Here is a 15,589-nt window from a genome sequence, read left to right on the forward strand (position 1 = left end):
GACGGGAGGACCAACGCATGTCGAAGCATATTTTGATTCTGGGCGGCGGTTACGGCGGATTGTTGAGCGCATTGACTGCCCGCAAATACATGACAGCTGAAGAAGCTACTATCACGGTTGTAAACCGTTTTCCTACTCACCAAATCATCACCGAATTGCACCGTTTGGCAGTAGGCAACCTGTCTGAGCAAAACGTGGCATTGCCTTTGGAAAGATTGCTGCGTGGCAAAGACATTCACCTGGTTATCGACTCGGTTGAAAAAATCGGCCTGGATTCGCAGCGTGTCACTTTGGCGAGTGGCGAGTCCATTAAATACGATGCACTTGTTGTCGCACTGGGCAGCGAAACAGCTTTCTTCGGCATTCCAGGACTGCAAGAGTACAGCTTTACGCTGAAGTCTGTAGAAGAAGCAAACCGCCTGCGTGCACACGTAGAAGGACGCATCGTGGCTTACAAAGAAAGCAAGGACAAAGCAGATGCTACATTCGTTGTCGGTGGTGGCGGTCTGACGGGGATCGAGCTGGTAGGGGAATTCGCAGATATGCTGCCTACCCTGTGCCACAAGCATGGCGTAGACTTCGCAGACGTATCCTTGTACTGTGTGGAAGCGGGTCCGTCCATCCTGGCTGGTTTTGCTCCTGAGCTGGTTGAACGAGCAAAAACAAGCCTGGAAAAACGCGGCGTGACCTTCCTGACAGGAGTACCTGTAACGGAAATGAAAGAAACCACTGTATTCCTGAAAGACGGCAACACCATCGAAACGAAAACCATGGTTTGGACGGGTGGCGTACAAGGAAATCACGTTGTAGCGGAATCCGGCATCGAAGTAAACCGTGGACGCGCGACTGTCACAGAAAACCTGCAATCCACTTCTCACCCTGAAGTATTCCTGGCTGGAGACAGCGCAGTGGTGATGAGTCCAGAAGGTCGTCCATATCCGCCAACAGCTCAGCTGGCATGGCAAATGGGGGAAGTAGTAGGCTACAACCTCTTCGCTTATTTCAACGGTACCAAAATGGAAACGTTCGTACCTGTATTCTCCGGTACACTGGGCAGCTTGGGACGCAAAGATGCAATCGGTACCATCGGCGCTAGCCAAATCAAGCTGAAAGGCTTGCCAGCTTCCTTGATGAAGGAAGCAAGTAACGTTCGTTACCTGTCACACATCAATGGTTTGTCCTCTTTGGCATATTAATCTCTTCATGTAGAAGAACAGACAACAAGGCAAAACCCGGGATCTTACTCCCGGGTTTTTTTCATTCAGTCGTTTATCCGTTACCGCTTGGATCCTCAACAATGTTCGGGGATTGCGCCATCTTTTTGCCCTGGGTCTGCGTGCCAAATTGGTCAAGATCGCTCGGCTTTCCAGGAGGATGATTGTTGCGACGCTCGGACTTGTCTGTCTTACCTCTTCCTGCCATGTAAAAGTCACCTCCTGTGGAATCAATCGTTTCTATTCTGTACGAAGCGGGCCATCGTCATGTAAGCACAAGTGAACTGAATATCATTCCATGAAAAAAATTGGCTAACAAGGATTGTCACAGCAAGTTGAAAAGGTTATAATGTCCTCTATGAAGAAACAACTGTTTTTCTCAGGAGGACACAACGGATGAAACGGGATGAAAAGTTTTATTTAATTCGATCCGACATCCTGCCAGAATCCATCGTCAAAACGATCGAGGCCAAAAAAATGCTCGAATCAGGCGAAGTGGATACGGTGAATGAAGCTGTGGAACGGGTGGGATTGAGTCGGAGTGCCTTTTATAAGTACAAGGATGGCATCTTCCCTTTCAACTCCATGATGAACGAGACGATTATGACCATCACATTTTCGCTGGAGCATACGTCTGGCTTACTGTCTAAAGTGCTGACCTACATGGCGGATCAGGGCGGAAACGTATTAACCATCAATCAAACGATACCGTTGCAGGGAATTGCTTCGATTTCCATGTCCGTGGATATGGCGCATATGAGGGTTTCCAGCACAGAATTCTTGGATGGCTTACAACAATTACCCGGCGTACGCAAAGCAATGATCGTAGGTAGAGGGTAGAAAAAGGGTAGGGGGAGAGAACATGGAGAAGCAAACGATAAAACTAGGGCTGTTGGGGTTCGGAACGGTCGGTACCGGAGTCGTTCGAATCATTCAGGCACATCAAGAGGATCTGCAAAAACAAACCGGACTGGGAATCGAGATCACTAAAATTCTCGTGCAGGACGCAGAAAAGTCCCGCAATATTGTGGCGATGGAAGGCAAGTTGACGACGAATCCGGCAGATATTCTGGAAGATCCGGAAATTGAAGTGGTCGTGGAAGTAATCGGGGGCATTCACCCGGCGAAGGATTTTATCTTGGGCGCACTGGAGCGCGGCAAGCACGTTGTCACAGCTAACAAGGATCTGATGGCGCTGCACGGCGCCGAGATTTTGAAAAAAGCGCAGGAGAAGGGCTGTGACGTGTTCTACGAGGCGAGCGTTGCCGGGGGAATCCCGATTTTGCGCGCACTGGTGGAGGGCTTCTCGTCCGATCGCATCACAAAAATGATGGGGATTGTCAATGGAACCACGAACTACATCCTGTCCAAAATGAGTCAGGAAGGCGCCGAATATGCTGACGTACTGAAAGAAGCACAGGCGCTTGGATATGCGGAAGCCAATCCGACCTCTGATGTGGAAGGCTATGATGCGGCTCGTAAAATGGCGATCCTGGCAACGCTGGGCTTCCGTGTCCCGATGAAGCTCGAGGATGTCGACGTCAAAGGAATCAGCGGCGTAAGCAAGGAAGATATTGCGTACGGCAAGCAGCTCGGTTATGAAGTCAAGCTGCTGGGCTTGGCTCGTCGGGATGCAGAAGCGATCGAAGTCAGTGTACAGCCGACGATGATTCCAAAATCCCATCCTCTGGCGTCTGTGAACGGCGTATTTAATGCCGTATACGTTCACGGAGAAGCGGTAGGAGAGACTATGTTCTACGGGCCGGGTGCGGGGGAGCTGCCCACCGCGACAGCTGTTGTCTCTGACCTGGTGACCGTAGTGAAAAATCGAAAGCTCGGCGTAAATGGACGGGGCATGGTGGCTCCGTACAAAGAGAAAATCCTCAAAGATGACAGCCAAAAGCTTTCGAAATATTTCCTGCGCATCGTCGTGGCCGACAAGCGTGGCGTGCTTGCACAAATTACCCAGCTGTTGGCTGACAAAAACATTTCCTTGGAGCAGGTCATTCAACAGCCGTATAACAACGACAAAGAAGCAGAGATCATCATGATCACTCACTTGTCTTCGAAGAGTGACATGGATGGCGTGCTCGCCTACATGGAACAAATGGACATCGTCACCAAAGTCAAAAGCTGTTACCGCGTGGAAGGGGGAGAACAAAAATGAGTCAAGATCGTCAATCAGGGATTATCGCACGTTATCGGGAATTTCTCCCGGTCACAGATAAAACACCACTAGTTAGCCTGCATGAAGGGAATACCCCTCTGATCCATGCAGCAAATTTGTCAAAGCAGCTGGGTGTCGAGCTGTATGTGAAGTATGAGGGTTTGAATCCAACCGGATCCTTTAAGGACCGCGGTATGGTGATGGCGGTAGCCAAAGCGGTGGAGGAAGGAAGCACGACCATCATGTGTGCTTCCACCGGGAATACTTCAGCCGCTGCAGCCGCGTATGCAGCTCGTTGCGGGCTCCGTTGCATCGTTTTGATCCCTAGCGGAAACATCGCACTGGGCAAGCTCGCCCAGGCGATTGCGTACGGTGCAGAAGTCATTGCTATCGATGGCAATTTTGATGAAGCCTTAAATATTGTTCGGGAAATAACGGCGAATGAGCCGATCACCCTTGTCAACTCGGTAAATCCATACCGCATTGAGGGCCAGAAGTCAGCGGCTTTTGAGGTATGTGACGCATTGGGAGATGCTCCTGACATTCTCGCCATTCCAGTAGGGAATGCGGGCAACATCACTGCTTACTGGAAAGGGTTTAAAGAATACAAGGCAGCAGGAAAGTCGCAAAGCCTGCCGCGCATGTTTGGCTTCCAGGCAGCAGGAGCTGCTCCACTGGTTCATGGGCAGCCCGTACCGAATCCGGAAACGATCGCGACTGCGATCCGCATCGGTAATCCTGCCAGCAAGGATGGCGCCCTGAACGCCATCAGCGAATCAAACGGTCTGGTTGACAGCGTAACAGACGAAGAAATTCTTCATGCGTATCAATTGCTTGCCAAAAGCGAAGGCGTATTTTGCGAGCCCGCTTCTGCAGCATCTCTTGCCGGTATTTTGAAGCTGAAGGCGGCAGGTAAGCTTCCTGAGGGTGCGAAAGTGGCTTGCGTGCTTACCGGAAATGGTCTGAAGGACCCGAATATCGCACTGGGGCTGGTTGGGGAAGAGCCACGCTCCGTTCCTGCCACGCGTGAAGCCGTTATGGCTTTGGTAAGCCAAAGAGGGAGTGAAGTTCGGTCATGAATGGCAGCCTCGTAAAGGTCACCATTCCAGCGAGTACGGCGAATCTGGGTCCAGGGTTTGATGCCCTGGGCCTGGCTTTCCAGTTGTATTCCGTCGTGGAGATGAAGCTTAGCGAGAAAACAACGATTGAAATCGTGGGCAAGGAGCTGCAAGGCGCTCCGACAGACAAAAGCAACTTGCTTTATCAGGTTGCCTGCACGCTTTTTGAAAAAGCAGGCTTGCCAGCCCCGGAGCTCTCGATTCGCGCTTCTAGTGACGCCCCCCTGACAAGAGGCTTGGGAAGCAGCGCCTCAGCGATTGTTGGGGCTTTGGTTGCTGCCAATCACTTAGCTGGGGAGCCGTTCACCCGAGAAGAACTCTTCCAGTTTGCTACGGAGATGGAAGGCCATCCGGACAATGCAGGAGCCTCCATGTTCGGTGGCATTATCGTAGCTACTATGCCCGAGAAGGCTGGTTCACCCATCCCTTATATTCGCATCGCACCTCCTGCTGGTTTGCAGGCACTCGTAGTCATACCCGAGTTCCCTCTGTCGACAGAAAAAGCGCGAAACGTATTGCCACAGGTGTACAGCAAGCAGGATGTTGTATATAATGTTGGTCATAGCAGCCTGCTTACGGCCGCATTGGCGCAAGGCAGGCTGGACCTGTTAGGACAAGCAATGGGGGATCGGCTGCATCAGCCGTACCGCGCAGAGCTTGTTCCTGGCCTAAAAGACATCCTGGATGGAGCAACAGCCCACGGAGCATTAGGGGCGGCGTTGAGTGGTGCTGGTCCGACAATCCTTTGTTTTTTCTCGACGGACGAACAGCGGGAAAAATTACAAGGGTTTGTAGACAATGTGATGAACAGTCACGGCATCTCGTATCGTGTGATGATATTGCAACCGGATGAACATGGCGTGCAGGTCGAAATCCATCAGACGTAGATAAAGTGGATAGGAGAAACGCCATGCTGAACAAACTTGCATTTCTCGGGCCAAGAGGGACGTTTTCTGAAGAGGCTGCTCGTTCGATTCCGATCGAGACCCCGATGGATTACGTGCCGTACCCGAGCATTATTGAAGTGTTGAATGCAGTAGCCAAAGATGAAGTGAATTACGGAATTGTACCCATCGAAAACTCGATTGAAGGCACTGTGAACTCCACATTGGATTGGTTGATTCATGAGGTTGATTTGCCGATCCTGGCTGAATTGGCTCTGCCGATTACCCAGAATCTGCTGGTAGCGAAGCGCGATCAGCCGTTGCCGCTGTCGGCTATTACCCGGGTGATGTCCCATCCTCAGGCGATTGCCCAAAGCTTTCATTTCATTCGAGAAAACCTGCCGCAGGCTGTAGTGGAGAATGTAAACAGTACGGCTCTGGCAGCCCAGACAGTGAGTGAACATCCGGATGAGCCGTGGGCAGCCATCGGGACTCGCCTCAATGCGGATATTTATCCTCTGGAAGTGGCACAGTCACATATTCAAGACTTTTCAAACAACTATACCCGCTTTGTCTTGGTCGGAAAAGAGCCGATTGAGCTGCCAGTTTCCAATCGGGAGAAGACGACGATCCAGGTGATCCTCCCTGAGGATTTTCCGGGTGCGCTCTATCAGGTGCTCGCCGCTTTTGCTTGGCGAAAGATCAACCTGTCCCGACTGGAATCCCGTCCTACCAAAAAAGGGCTGGGCAGCTATTTCTTTGTGATCGACATTGAACAAAAAATGGACGATGTGCTGCTTCCAGGTGCGTTTGCGGAGATTGAAGCCATCGGCTGTGGGGTACGGCAATTGGGGACCTATCCGTTTTACATGCAAAAAGTCAACTCCTAGAGTTGGCTTTTTTCTTTTTCAGATTCCCTCTAAGAAAGGGGCACACCCAGGAGCAAAACGCCCATGGGTGCATACCATGATAGGGAGTTTCCGCGAGGGAGGAGAAATAGTGAGAATCCACGTAGTCCAAAAAGGCGACACCATGTGGAAGATCGCCAAGAGATATGGCGTCGATTACAAGGAGCTATTACGACTGAACAGTCAGATCAAGACTCCCGATACCATCTATCCAGGGGCGAGGATCAAGATTCCGTCGAAAGGTGTGGCTGTTCGCCCACAACCGAGACAACCACAACGGCAATCGAGCGAATCCCCCTATGTAAAAGAAAGACCTATTCGCGAAGAAGAGCAGAGCCAGGAGGTTCCTCAAGAGATTGAGCGCAGGCCAATCGAGGTGGAAGAGGAAGAAGAAGTAAGAATTGAAGCTGAAACAGAAAGGGCTCCACGGCCGGTCCCAACGGAGTCGATCAAGGAAGCGCCGACGATTCCTCCTACACCAAGTGTCATGCCTGAAATGCTGACACCGGCATTGCCGCAGCCTACGCGTCCTATTGCACCTCCGCCGACCAAGCCATATATGCCAAACATTCCGAAACAGCAGATGATGCCGCCAATGCCGCCGCCGATGCCACCTATGCCGCCGATGCAGACACGTCCGGCACCACCGCCAGTTCCGCCGACCATGGTAAGTCCGTATATGCATCAGCCCAATGTGCCACCATCCCAGCTCAGCCCGCTACGCCCTAACGTAGGGCCGACCCAGGTGAGCCCGTATATTTATCGGCCGCCAGTGGCGCCAGCGCCTGTACTTCCCATACGGCCAACAGTATCGCCGAACTATTGCCCGCCGTGCCCGCCATATCCACAGGTACAGCCTACGAGACAGCCTACACAAGTTCGTCCACAGACAACGACTAAACCACAGGTGCGGCCACAAACGACAGTGAGACCGCAGGCACCCGTGCGCCAGTATGTGCCGGTCCCCATTCCGCCGTGTCCGCCATTCCCAACACCATGGATGAGGCCTATTTTCCCACCGATGCCGCCTATTTCACCGTTCCCGCCGATGCCGATGCCGTTTCCAAGACCGGGTCAAGTATCGCCTGAAAGCATGGGGCCAGGGCCGTTTAGACCACCGTTTGGTCCACCAATGGGGCCTCCGCCGATCATGCCATTCTTCCCGCCAGTTCCACCTCGGCCAATGCCCATGCCAATGCCAATGCCAATGCCATTCCCGCCACAGCCGTATCCGTGCCCGCCAAGGCGTCCAAAAGTAGTGGTGGAGTCTTCTTGCTCATCTTCATCTTGTGAGTGTTCCCCGGATACCCCACAGCGAAAGCCTAGTCGCGGTTATAAGAGAGACCGCGGGCAAGTGAACCCGAACAACATGATGTTCCCACCACCTCCTCGGCTTGCTTCCATGCCTGACACAGGGCTATGGCCGCATTGGGGCGATGGGCACGAAGAATCTTCGTCATACTGAACGGTTCCAGTATGAACAAAGGGCTAATAGCATCTCTTGAAAAAGCGTTTCGCTGTCAAGTTCACGCCGTTAAGCCAAAACGAAATGTGAATTTGCTGAAGACCGACCGGGGTCACTGGATCATCAAGGGCTATAAGCAACTGGATAAAGCAGTATGGGTCACGCAGCTCGCCGAAGCATTGCGGGAGAAAGGGTTTATGCATACGGTGCAATATGTACCGGATGCAGGGGGATCGACGATTTTTCCGTATGAGGATCGATATTATACGATCATGAAAATGATTGACGGACGAGAAGCAGATAACGCATCCCTCTTTGATGTAAAAAAGACGGCTGAGACCCTTGCACGCTTTCATGTAGCCGCCCAAGGGTTCCCCGTCTCGCATACTTATGCGTATGAAGGCAAGTCTGCGCTGCTCGACAAGTGGGAAAGCAGACTCGAGCAGTTCGAGCGAATTACGTGGGGCATTGAGCAAAATGGCCCGCAAAACAAGCTGGAGCAGGTCATCCAACAGATGACGCATGCCATCATCCAGGATGGTCAAGACATGCTGCAATCCGCATACAAGCTGCCTTTGACGCCTGAGATGTTTTCTGCTGTGGAGAGAGGGACGTTGGCTCACCGGGATGTAGCGAGCCATAACTTTTTGCTGACGCCCCGGAGCAACTGTTATCTTATCGATCTGGATACTGTAGGACATGACGTGCAGCTGGTCGATCTGGTTCAATTGATGTCTAGAATGCTGCTGCTCCAGGAGTATCAGATCGGCTCGTTTGTCGAAGCGATCGAAGCCTACAGCAAAGTGAACTATTTGAGTGACACGCAAATCTGGACAGTGCACCAGTTGCTGCGCTATCCCGATAACTTTCTGCGTGAGGTCACAGGGTTGTACAGCAATCGCCCTGGCTATCACATGCGGGGAGTTCTGCAGCTCGTTCAAATGGAAGGAAAGCTTCTGCGAGAGCGTCAAGCGTTCTTGCATTCAGGAGAGCAAATCTTTCAACGATCACCCTGGGGACAGTACCATTTCGTGGGGTGAAAAAAAGAAGCTGACGGCGTTGCTGCCATCAGCTTCTTTGCCTTATTTGGAGGCTGGTTTGGACAGGTCAATGCTGTATTTCGCAAAGCCCGACTCAAGGGTGTTGATGTATTTCAGGTTGGACATTTTTTCTGCAAATGGTTTTGCCTCTGGAGCCGTTGTAAACGTTACATTCACTTTTCCGTTTACAGGAGCGAATGTCCAGTTTTGGTCTGCAGCAGGGTTGATCGTTTTTTCGCTCAGGATATAGTCGATTACGACTTGACGGTTTTCATCCGGAGAATCGATCACGATGTTTGTGCCATCCAGACCTGGGAAGTTACCGCCACCGCCAGCACGGTAGTTGTTGGTTACCACGATGAACTTGTCTTCCGCCTTCACTGGTTTTCCGTTGTAAGACAGGTTTTTGATACGGTTTGCTTTTTCGTCAGCCAGCTTGCCGTCGATTGCGTATTTGGATGGCTGCGTAACATCTACTTGGTAGGTTACGCCATCGATTACGTCAAAGTTGTAAGTAGGGAAAGCTTCGTTGACCAAAGGCTGTTCTTCGGTTTTCTTGACATCGATTTGGTTGTACTGGCCAGCGGAGCGCTCCAGCCACTCTTGCAGCTGAGACCCGTTGATCATGACAGCCTTCAGCGTGTTTGGATAGATGTACAGGTCAGATACGTTTTTGATCGCGATGGTTCCAGCAGGGATGTTGGTGTAGTAGCTTGCGCCGTTGCGGCCGCCTGCTTTAAACGGAGCACCTGCGGACAAGACAGGAATGCCATCGTATTCGGTACCTTTGATGTTTTTCTCAACATACCATTTTTGTGCATTGGTTACGATTTGGATCGATGGGTCATCCTGAACCAGTGCAAAATAGCTGAAGATTGGGGAAGTGGTCGTACCTACAGCGGAACGTACCCACTCCACTGTGTGATCGTGATCTTCCTTCACGGCATCGAGGATCGCCTGGTCAGCGTCAGCCAAGGAAGCTTTGTTTGTTTTGTCATAGATTGGAACCGCTTTGGAGGTGGAATCCGCCACTTTCCATTTGCCGTTTTCTTGGGTGAGTGTCAGGTCGATCACACCCAGGTTGTTCCCCCAGTAGCCAGGCATAACAGCTGGTTTGCCATTGATGATCCCTTTGGTTCCGTCCACGCCTTCGATGTTCTCAAAGCCAGGACCTGGGAACACGAGGTGAGAGTGGCCGAAGAGGATGGCATCGATGCCTTCGATTTTGCTCAGCTGGTAGCTTGCGTTTTCCAAGTTAGCCGCTGCTTCTACAGGTCCGAGCCCGGAGTGAGCTACGGCTACGATGATGTCAGCGCCTTTTTGCTTCATTTCCGGCACGTATTTGTTTGCCGATTCTAGGATGTCCTTGGCAACGACTTTTCCCTCGAGGTTTGCCTTGTCCCATTGCATGATTTGCGGAGGAACAAACCCGATCACGCCGACCTTCAAGGTTACTTCTTTGCCGCTTTCATCCTTGAACTTGCGGTCGAGGATTTGGTATGGCGTAAACAGGTTTTTGTCGTTAGCTGGGTTGTTGTCTTTGTCATCTACATACACGTTGGAGTTGATGTACGGGAAGTCAGCCCCTTTGATGCTGCGCTCCAGATGCTCCAAACCGAAGTTGAACTCATGGTTGCCGATGTTGCCCAAGTCGTAGTCCAGGAGGTTCATCGCTTTGTAAACAGGGTGGGTCTCGCCATCTTTCAGCGGATCAATTTTGGCAACATAATCGCCAAGCGGGTTTCCTTGGAGCAAGTCACCGTTGTCGATCAGGATGCTGTTTTTTGCTTCTTCACGGGCTTTTTTGATCAGCGTTGCTGTTTTGGCAAGGCCAAACTCGTCAGTAGACTTATCTTGGTAGTAGTCATAGTTGACGATGTTGGTGTGGATGTCTGTCGTTTCCAACAGGCGGAGCTTGAGGGTGGAGCTGGTTTGAGCGCTGACAGGGGTTTGGGAGAACGTCAGTGCGCTTACGATCAAAGATGTGCTGAGGAGACATGCAGTCAGCATGTGTTTGTTCGCTTTTTTCATTTTTGGATTGACCTCCATAACTTTACAATAATACCAAGCAAAATAAGTTTATCACTAGAATTATAGGATTGGTAGATATTACTCATGAATTTGTTGTAAATTACGAATCTTGAGAGTATCGGGTATGCAGGCCCTTTTTACTGGCGAGAATAGGGAGAAAAGGCGTATAAAGGGGTTCAATCGAATCATGATCAAAAAGTGGATGATGTATGCATCGTGGGGTATTGCCCTTTTTACAGGGCTGATACTGGGAGTTGTCCTTTCACAAAGCGGTGGCAAGGAATCAGCATCCCTGACTCAATTGCTTGCAGTCGGCAAAGGCAGATCCTTAGAAGCGGCTGGGAATTCCTATAATTTGGTTCTCACGCGCAGCTATTTATGCGGTGTTCGAGACGAGGAGCACAAACCAGTGGCACTCCATCACATCGCGGATTCGATGGCAGATTACAAAGGGTGGGAGATCGTAGCGGCGGATGCTTCCAAGATGATTCTGCTGAAGCGAGAGCATGATATTTCACCCGAGTGCAAAGAGAATGGGCATTTTGGATTGTCTACAGACGGAATGCTGACGCTGTTTCACGGCCTGCCTGCCGATCAGGAGGTTGTACAGACCTTTTACCGGATCAATACGGAGAAAATGGAAGCAAGCCTTCCGAAAGAGGAAGTGGAGAGCTTAAAGCGAGGAATCCGCGTGCGCGATCTGGCTGAGTACAACAGCGTTCTGTCCACCTATGGCGAATTTCAGCTGAGCGCGGAATAAAAAGGGCTGCCCTGTGGGGCAGCCTTATTGCGTAAGCAGGGCGATTAGGTGGAAACATCGATGATCTGCCATCTTTCCCAAGGGGCAGAGCGCATGAGAAGGAAGTGCCAAAGTCCTGCGCCTGTTTTGCCTGAACGCAGGGAGTATTCGACTCGAACCGGAATGCCAACGATCATGGGAGCGGCGGGATCAGAAGGCTGAATCTCCTCGGGCTTGCGTACAGAATCAATGTCACGCAAAAAGGGAGGCAAAGGAGTGCCCGCTGTGGTCATCCGCAACGTGTGAGCGTCGTGTTCGTTCAGCGAAGTGAGGAAATACCCGACCAGCTCTTCTGGCCCGGCCTCCAGGATCGCCTGTGGCAGGGCACCGGAGGCTTTGAGAATCATCAGGCTATGGCTGGGATCGGGCTCGATACGTCGATGAGTAGAGCTTCCGGAAAAATGAATGCAAAAATGTCCAGGGAAGTCGTTGCCTTGAATAGCACCAGCCCCATGAGGCATTCCGTGCATGGAAGCAGCATAGAAAATCCCGTTGACCTCGACCAGGATAGCACGTCGTTTCCAGCTCCATTTTCCTTGATAGATATGCTTCATGATGTGGGTATCGGAGCGCGTGAGTGGTTGAACGTCAGCGTGCCGGCTCCCTGCCCTGCGCTGGACGGAAAAGCGCTCTCCTGTCTCCAGGTCGATGACGGTTGCGTATTTCATTCGGCCAAAGGAATGCTTTACTTTATCCCAGGGTACGGGTTGCCCGAAATGAGCCTTTTCAACCGTTTGCACGAGAAATTCCAGGCTTCTTTTCATTTCTTCGGACAAAAGGTATTGTCGTGACACTTTGACGTCAAACAGCTGACCATGATAATCGTAGATCAGGTCGCGGCCGTTTATTTTCATCCTGGCGCGGATCCAATCGGGAGAAATCTTGGCAGGGATAGTAGGAGTGCGTTTTAGCTCGCGAATGAGCGGGTGCGATTTTTCAAAGACCAGGGTAGAAACAAAGGGCGAGTCTGGCGAAACGGAGACAGAAATGACGATCTCGTTTGCGGAACCCGCTTGAGCCTCGGCCGGTATGGTCATCCATAAGCCAGCGAACCACAGGCTCTGAATCAGAAGCAGCTTGACTAGCCGCACACAGATCACCTCCACCTAAGGTAGTGTCTCCACTTGAACGAGCGAATGACGAGAAAATCTTGCCATCATAACTCATGGGGGAAGGCGCCATACTGTTCTCATACGGTGATCCTAAGGAGGAGTCTTTTAGCATGTCTTCTATGCCCAGAGGTAGCTACAAAGACCAGTTCCATCAGCGTTTGTACGTTCAATTAAATCAAGGACACAACAAGCTAAACTACCGGCAGATCAACATGATCCAGGAGCAGATGCAGAGCGGCGTCGACGACTACGCTCACATGCAGCATGATGTGTCAGATTTGGAGGGACTGAACAAACACTAACAAAAAGACACCGTATGAGGCCCGTCTCCGTACAGGAGGCGGGTTTTTCCTTGTCCAGATAAACTGGATTCGTTGCTGGTCGTTGCCAAGTTTTCTTCGATGGAATGGAAATGCACGTTCGCTTTTTGGGTGCTTTGTGTTACAGTAGAAGGTAGAATCTTTGTACCCGGAGTGTGGGCCATGCGCATCTTAGGAATTGACCCCGGCATTGCTATTGTAGGTTTTGGGGTGTTGGATAAACAGGGAAGCCAGCTTCGTCCTGTACAGTACGGAAGCATTCAGACCGAGGCAGGATTGCCTGTTCCACTGCGCCTGAAACAGATTTTCGAAGCGATGCAAAGCTTGATTAGCACCTATCAGCCAGATGAAATGTCCGTAGAGAAGCTCTTCTTCAACAAGAACGTAACGACTGCCTTCACAGTAGGCCAAGCACGTGGCGTGATCTTGCTCGCAGCGGAGCTGGCAGGTGTCCCGGTATACGAGTACACCCCTATGCAGGTAAAACAGGCTGTGACCGGCTACGGGGGAGCAGAGAAAAAACAGATTCAGGAAATGACGAAGCTGCTCTTGCGCTTAAAGGAAGTGCCCAAGCCTGACGATGTGGCGGATGCGCTGGGAATTGCCATTACGCACGCTCAGTTCCGCGCGTTTATTTCCATTTCGGAGGGAGTTCAGAAATGATTGATTTTGTCGAAGGTACATTGTGTTACCTGGATTCTGAATACATAGTGCTTGAGACGGGAGGGATCGGCTATCGTCTGTTCTGTCCGAATCCGTATCAGTTTGTCCGCTATGAAGGAAGCAGGACAAAGCTGTACACCCATCATCATGTACGCGAGGATGCGATCTTGCTTTACGGGTTTGCTACGCGCGACGATCGCGACTTGTTCCGCAAGCTGCTCGATGTGAACGGGATCGGCCCAAAAGGTGCGCTGGCGATTCTCGCCGCTGCGACACCGGAGCAAATCGTCATGGCTGTCCAACAGGAAAACGTGACGTATTTGACGAAATTCCCGGGTATCGGGAAAAAGACGGCGCAACGGATTATTTTGGATTTGAAGGATAAGCTGGTCGGTTATACACCATCTGCGATTTTGACTGTAGCGGCAGGGGATTTGACGGCAGGAGAGTCTGCTGTGTCCGCTTTAAACGAAGCTTTAGATGCCTTGACCGCCCTCGGCTATTCGGATGGCGAGCTGCAAAAAATCAGAAATGCGCTTTCCGAAAAGTCCAAAGAAGGCGATGGTGTGGAAAAGCTCATCAAGCAAGGGCTTGCTTTGCTCATGAGGGGGTAGGATCTTGGACCAGCGAATTATTACGACGCAAATGGATTGGGAAGAGGATGCGGCGGAGCTTAGCCTGCGCCCGCGCTATTTAAACGAATACATCGGTCAGCAGCACGTAAAGGAAAATCTGAAGATCTTTATCGAGGCTGCCAAAATGCGCAAGGAATCGTTGGATCATGTGCTGCTGTACGGCCCGCCTGGCTTGGGGAAAACGACTCTGTCGCAGATCATCGCCAACGAACTGGGCGTAAACATCCGCACGACTTCGGGGCCCGCCATTGAAAGACCGGGTGACCTGGCAGCGATTTTGACGAACCTGCAAGAAGGGGACGTTTTGTTCATCGACGAGATCCACAGGCTGAACCGCAGCGTTGAGGAAGTCCTGTATCCGGCCATGGAGGATTTTGCCCTGGACATCATCATCGGGAAAGGGCCGAGCGCACGCAGTGTTCGCCTGGATCTGCCGCCGTTTACACTGGTAGGTGCTACGACACGTGCTGGTATGCTGTCTGCGCCGCTGCGCGACCGTTTTGGCGTGGTGAATCGCTTGGAGTTCTACACGGTTCCCGAGCTGGCGTTTATCGTCTCACGCGCTTCGGATATCCTACAGGTAGTGATCCGCGAAGGCGGCGCGGAAGAGATCGCGAAACGGTCCAGAGGCACACCGCGGGTAGCGAACCGGTTGCTGAAGCGCGTCAGAGATTTCGCGCAGGTAAAAGGGGAAGGCGTCATCACGACGGAAATTGCCAAGGAAGCACTGGAGCGTCTGCAAGTCGACGCTTGCGGACTGGATCATATCGACCACAAGCTGCTTTTGGCCATCATCGAGCGTTTTGACGGCGGGCCAGTCGGGCTGGATACGATCGCGGCAACCATTGGCGAGGAATCACAAACGATCGAAGACGTTTGCGAGCCGTACCTGATGCAGATTGGCTTTATGCAGCGTACACCGCGCGGAAGGGTCCTGACCCCTAGCGCATATCAACATTTTGGTCGGGAGATGAAAGCGTGAATCCGATAGCCAAGCTTTTGATTATCGGGGGTGCCGTTTTGATTGTGATCGGGCTCTTGTGGCAGATAGGTGGACGGTTTTTCCCCCTTGGCCGCTTGCCTGGTGACATCGTGGTCGAAAAGGAAAACGTGAGGTTCTACTTTCCGGTGGTCACTTGCATCGTCATCAGCATCGTGCTTTCCCTGGCGACTTATTTGTTTCGGCTGTTCAAATAAAAACCATTGGGGCTTGTTCCCAATGGTTTTTTTGCG

17 protein-coding genes are annotated in these 15,589 nt (G+C 51.6%); 14 read left to right on the forward strand and 3 right to left on the reverse strand.

Features of this window, described 5'->3' with window-relative positions; genetic code table 11:
- Positions 1–17 precede the first annotated feature (17 nt).
- Positions 18–1,196: an NAD(P)/FAD-dependent oxidoreductase gene (locus EDM59_RS17790; protein ID WP_122924809.1), complete on the forward strand. Its 1,179-nt coding sequence runs from the start codon at positions 18–20 to the stop codon at positions 1,194–1,196.
- A gap of 73 nt (positions 1,197–1,269) precedes the next feature.
- Here EDM59_RS17790 and EDM59_RS31095 read toward each other — a convergent pair whose 3' ends face one another.
- Positions 1,270–1,422, reverse strand: a complete 153-nt coding sequence (locus tag EDM59_RS31095) for a hypothetical protein (protein WP_183192942.1) — start codon at positions 1,420–1,422, stop codon at positions 1,270–1,272.
- A 188-nt stretch (positions 1,423–1,610) separates the two neighbouring features.
- Here EDM59_RS31095 and EDM59_RS17795 point away from each other — a divergent pair, with 188 nt between their 5' ends.
- The 7 genes from EDM59_RS17795 to EDM59_RS17825 all read left to right on the forward strand — a co-directional run bounded on the left by EDM59_RS17795 (position 1,611) and on the right by EDM59_RS17825 (position 8,796).
- A complete protein-coding gene (locus EDM59_RS17795) occupies positions 1,611–2,054 on the forward strand; it encodes an ACT domain-containing protein (protein WP_122924810.1) in 444 nt (147 codons plus the stop codon).
- Positions 2,055–2,076: 22 nt separating this feature from the next.
- Positions 2,077–3,381, forward strand: coding sequence for a homoserine dehydrogenase (locus EDM59_RS17800; protein ID WP_122924811.1), 1,305 nt, complete (start codon positions 2,077–2,079; stop codon positions 3,379–3,381).
- Complete coding sequence (gene thrC / locus EDM59_RS17805; RefSeq protein ID WP_122924812.1) at positions 3,378–4,460, forward strand: threonine synthase; 1,083 nt, start codon at positions 3,378–3,380, stop codon at positions 4,458–4,460. Before EDM59_RS17800 ends, thrC begins: the two co-directional genes overlap by 4 nt.
- Positions 4,457–5,386 (forward strand): homoserine kinase, encoded by a 930-nt coding sequence (gene thrB / locus EDM59_RS17810; protein WP_122924813.1) that lies wholly within the window; start codon positions 4,457–4,459, stop codon positions 5,384–5,386. Before thrC ends, thrB begins: the two co-directional genes overlap by 4 nt.
- Positions 5,387–5,409: 23 nt before the next feature.
- Positions 5,410–6,273, forward strand: a complete 864-nt coding sequence (pheA, locus tag EDM59_RS17815) for a prephenate dehydratase (RefSeq protein WP_122924814.1) — start codon at positions 5,410–5,412, stop codon at positions 6,271–6,273.
- Positions 6,274–6,382: 109 nt separating this feature from the next.
- Positions 6,383–7,756 (forward strand): SafA/ExsA family spore coat assembly protein, encoded by a 1,374-nt coding sequence (gene safA / locus EDM59_RS17820; protein ID WP_122924815.1) that lies wholly within the window; start codon positions 6,383–6,385, stop codon positions 7,754–7,756.
- An 11-nt stretch (positions 7,757–7,767) separates the two neighbouring features.
- Positions 7,768–8,796, forward strand: a complete 1,029-nt coding sequence (locus EDM59_RS17825) for a phosphotransferase (protein WP_122924816.1) — start codon at positions 7,768–7,770, stop codon at positions 8,794–8,796.
- A 42-nt stretch (positions 8,797–8,838) separates the two neighbouring features.
- On the opposite strand, the gene EDM59_RS17830 is transcribed toward EDM59_RS17825, so the two are convergent.
- Positions 8,839–10,827 carry a bifunctional 2',3'-cyclic-nucleotide 2'-phosphodiesterase/3'-nucleotidase gene (locus EDM59_RS17830; protein ID WP_122924817.1) on the reverse strand — a complete coding sequence of 663 codons (1,989 nt, stop codon included), beginning with the start codon at positions 10,825–10,827 and terminating at the stop codon, positions 8,839–8,841.
- 187 nt (positions 10,828–11,014) lie between these two features.
- Here EDM59_RS17830 and EDM59_RS17835 point away from each other — a divergent pair, with 187 nt between their 5' ends.
- Positions 11,015–11,587, forward strand: a complete 573-nt coding sequence (locus EDM59_RS17835) for a BofC C-terminal domain-containing protein (RefSeq protein ID WP_122924818.1) — start codon at positions 11,015–11,017, stop codon at positions 11,585–11,587.
- A gap of 44 nt (positions 11,588–11,631) precedes the next feature.
- On the opposite strand, the gene EDM59_RS17840 is transcribed toward EDM59_RS17835, so the two are convergent.
- A complete protein-coding gene (locus EDM59_RS17840; protein WP_246011099.1) occupies positions 11,632–12,717 on the reverse strand; it encodes a hypothetical protein in 1,086 nt (361 codons plus the stop codon).
- A 131-nt stretch (positions 12,718–12,848) separates the two neighbouring features.
- Here EDM59_RS17840 and EDM59_RS17845 point away from each other — a divergent pair, with 131 nt between their 5' ends.
- The 5 genes from EDM59_RS17845 to EDM59_RS17865 all read left to right on the forward strand — a co-directional run bounded on the left by EDM59_RS17845 (position 12,849) and on the right by EDM59_RS17865 (position 15,553).
- On the forward strand, positions 12,849–13,040 hold the full coding sequence (locus EDM59_RS17845; protein ID WP_092269499.1) for a hypothetical protein: 192 nt from the start codon (positions 12,849–12,851) through the stop codon (positions 13,038–13,040).
- Between the two features lie 180 nt (positions 13,041–13,220).
- Positions 13,221–13,721, forward strand: a complete 501-nt coding sequence (gene ruvC, locus EDM59_RS17850) for a crossover junction endodeoxyribonuclease RuvC (RefSeq protein WP_092269729.1) — start codon at positions 13,221–13,223, stop codon at positions 13,719–13,721.
- Positions 13,718–14,335 (forward strand): Holliday junction branch migration protein RuvA, encoded by a 618-nt coding sequence (gene ruvA, locus EDM59_RS17855; RefSeq protein ID WP_122924819.1) that lies wholly within the window; start codon positions 13,718–13,720, stop codon positions 14,333–14,335. The genes ruvC and ruvA overlap by 4 nt, the downstream gene beginning before the upstream one ends.
- Before the next feature lie 4 nt (positions 14,336–14,339).
- Complete coding sequence (gene ruvB, locus EDM59_RS17860; protein WP_092269493.1) at positions 14,340–15,338, forward strand: Holliday junction branch migration DNA helicase RuvB; 999 nt, start codon at positions 14,340–14,342, stop codon at positions 15,336–15,338.
- Positions 15,335–15,553, forward strand: a complete 219-nt coding sequence (locus tag EDM59_RS17865) for a DUF2905 domain-containing protein (protein WP_122924820.1) — start codon at positions 15,335–15,337, stop codon at positions 15,551–15,553. The genes ruvB and EDM59_RS17865 overlap by 4 nt, the downstream gene beginning before the upstream one ends.
- The last annotated feature ends 36 nt before the right edge of the window (positions 15,554–15,589 follow it).

The sequence above is a fragment of the Brevibacillus nitrificans genome (assembly GCF_003710965.1).
Lineage (GTDB): Bacteria > Bacillota > Bacilli > Brevibacillales > Brevibacillaceae > Brevibacillus > Brevibacillus centrosporus.

What these genes read in the sequence shown, in the direction of transcription:
- EDM59_RS17790 (WP_122924809.1), top strand. Translation starts at nt 18, where the DNA reads ATGTCGAAGCATATTTTGATTCTGGGCGGCGGTTACGGCGGATTGTTG.
- EDM59_RS31095 (WP_183192942.1), bottom strand. Translation starts at nt 1,422, where the DNA reads ATGGCAGGAAGAGGTAAGACAGACAAGTCCGAGCGTCGCAACAATCAT.
- EDM59_RS17795 (WP_122924810.1), top strand. Translation starts at nt 1,611, where the DNA reads ATGAAACGGGATGAAAAGTTTTATTTAATTCGATCCGACATCCTGCCA.
- EDM59_RS17800 (WP_122924811.1), top strand. Translation starts at nt 2,077, where the DNA reads ATGGAGAAGCAAACGATAAAACTAGGGCTGTTGGGGTTCGGAACGGTC.
- thrC (WP_122924812.1), top strand. Translation starts at nt 3,378, where the DNA reads ATGAGTCAAGATCGTCAATCAGGGATTATCGCACGTTATCGGGAATTT.
- thrB (WP_122924813.1), top strand. Translation starts at nt 4,457, where the DNA reads ATGAATGGCAGCCTCGTAAAGGTCACCATTCCAGCGAGTACGGCGAAT.
- pheA (WP_122924814.1), top strand. Translation starts at nt 5,410, where the DNA reads ATGCTGAACAAACTTGCATTTCTCGGGCCAAGAGGGACGTTTTCTGAA.
- EDM59_RS17825 (WP_122924816.1), top strand. Translation starts at nt 7,768, where the DNA reads ATGAACAAAGGGCTAATAGCATCTCTTGAAAAAGCGTTTCGCTGTCAA.
- EDM59_RS17830 (WP_122924817.1), bottom strand. Translation starts at nt 10,827, where the DNA reads ATGAAAAAAGCGAACAAACACATGCTGACTGCATGTCTCCTCAGCACA.
- EDM59_RS17835 (WP_122924818.1), top strand. Translation starts at nt 11,015, where the DNA reads ATGATCAAAAAGTGGATGATGTATGCATCGTGGGGTATTGCCCTTTTT.
- EDM59_RS17845 (WP_092269499.1), top strand. Translation starts at nt 12,849, where the DNA reads ATGTCTTCTATGCCCAGAGGTAGCTACAAAGACCAGTTCCATCAGCGT.
- ruvC (WP_092269729.1), top strand. Translation starts at nt 13,221, where the DNA reads ATGCGCATCTTAGGAATTGACCCCGGCATTGCTATTGTAGGTTTTGGG.
- ruvA (WP_122924819.1), top strand. Translation starts at nt 13,718, where the DNA reads ATGATTGATTTTGTCGAAGGTACATTGTGTTACCTGGATTCTGAATAC.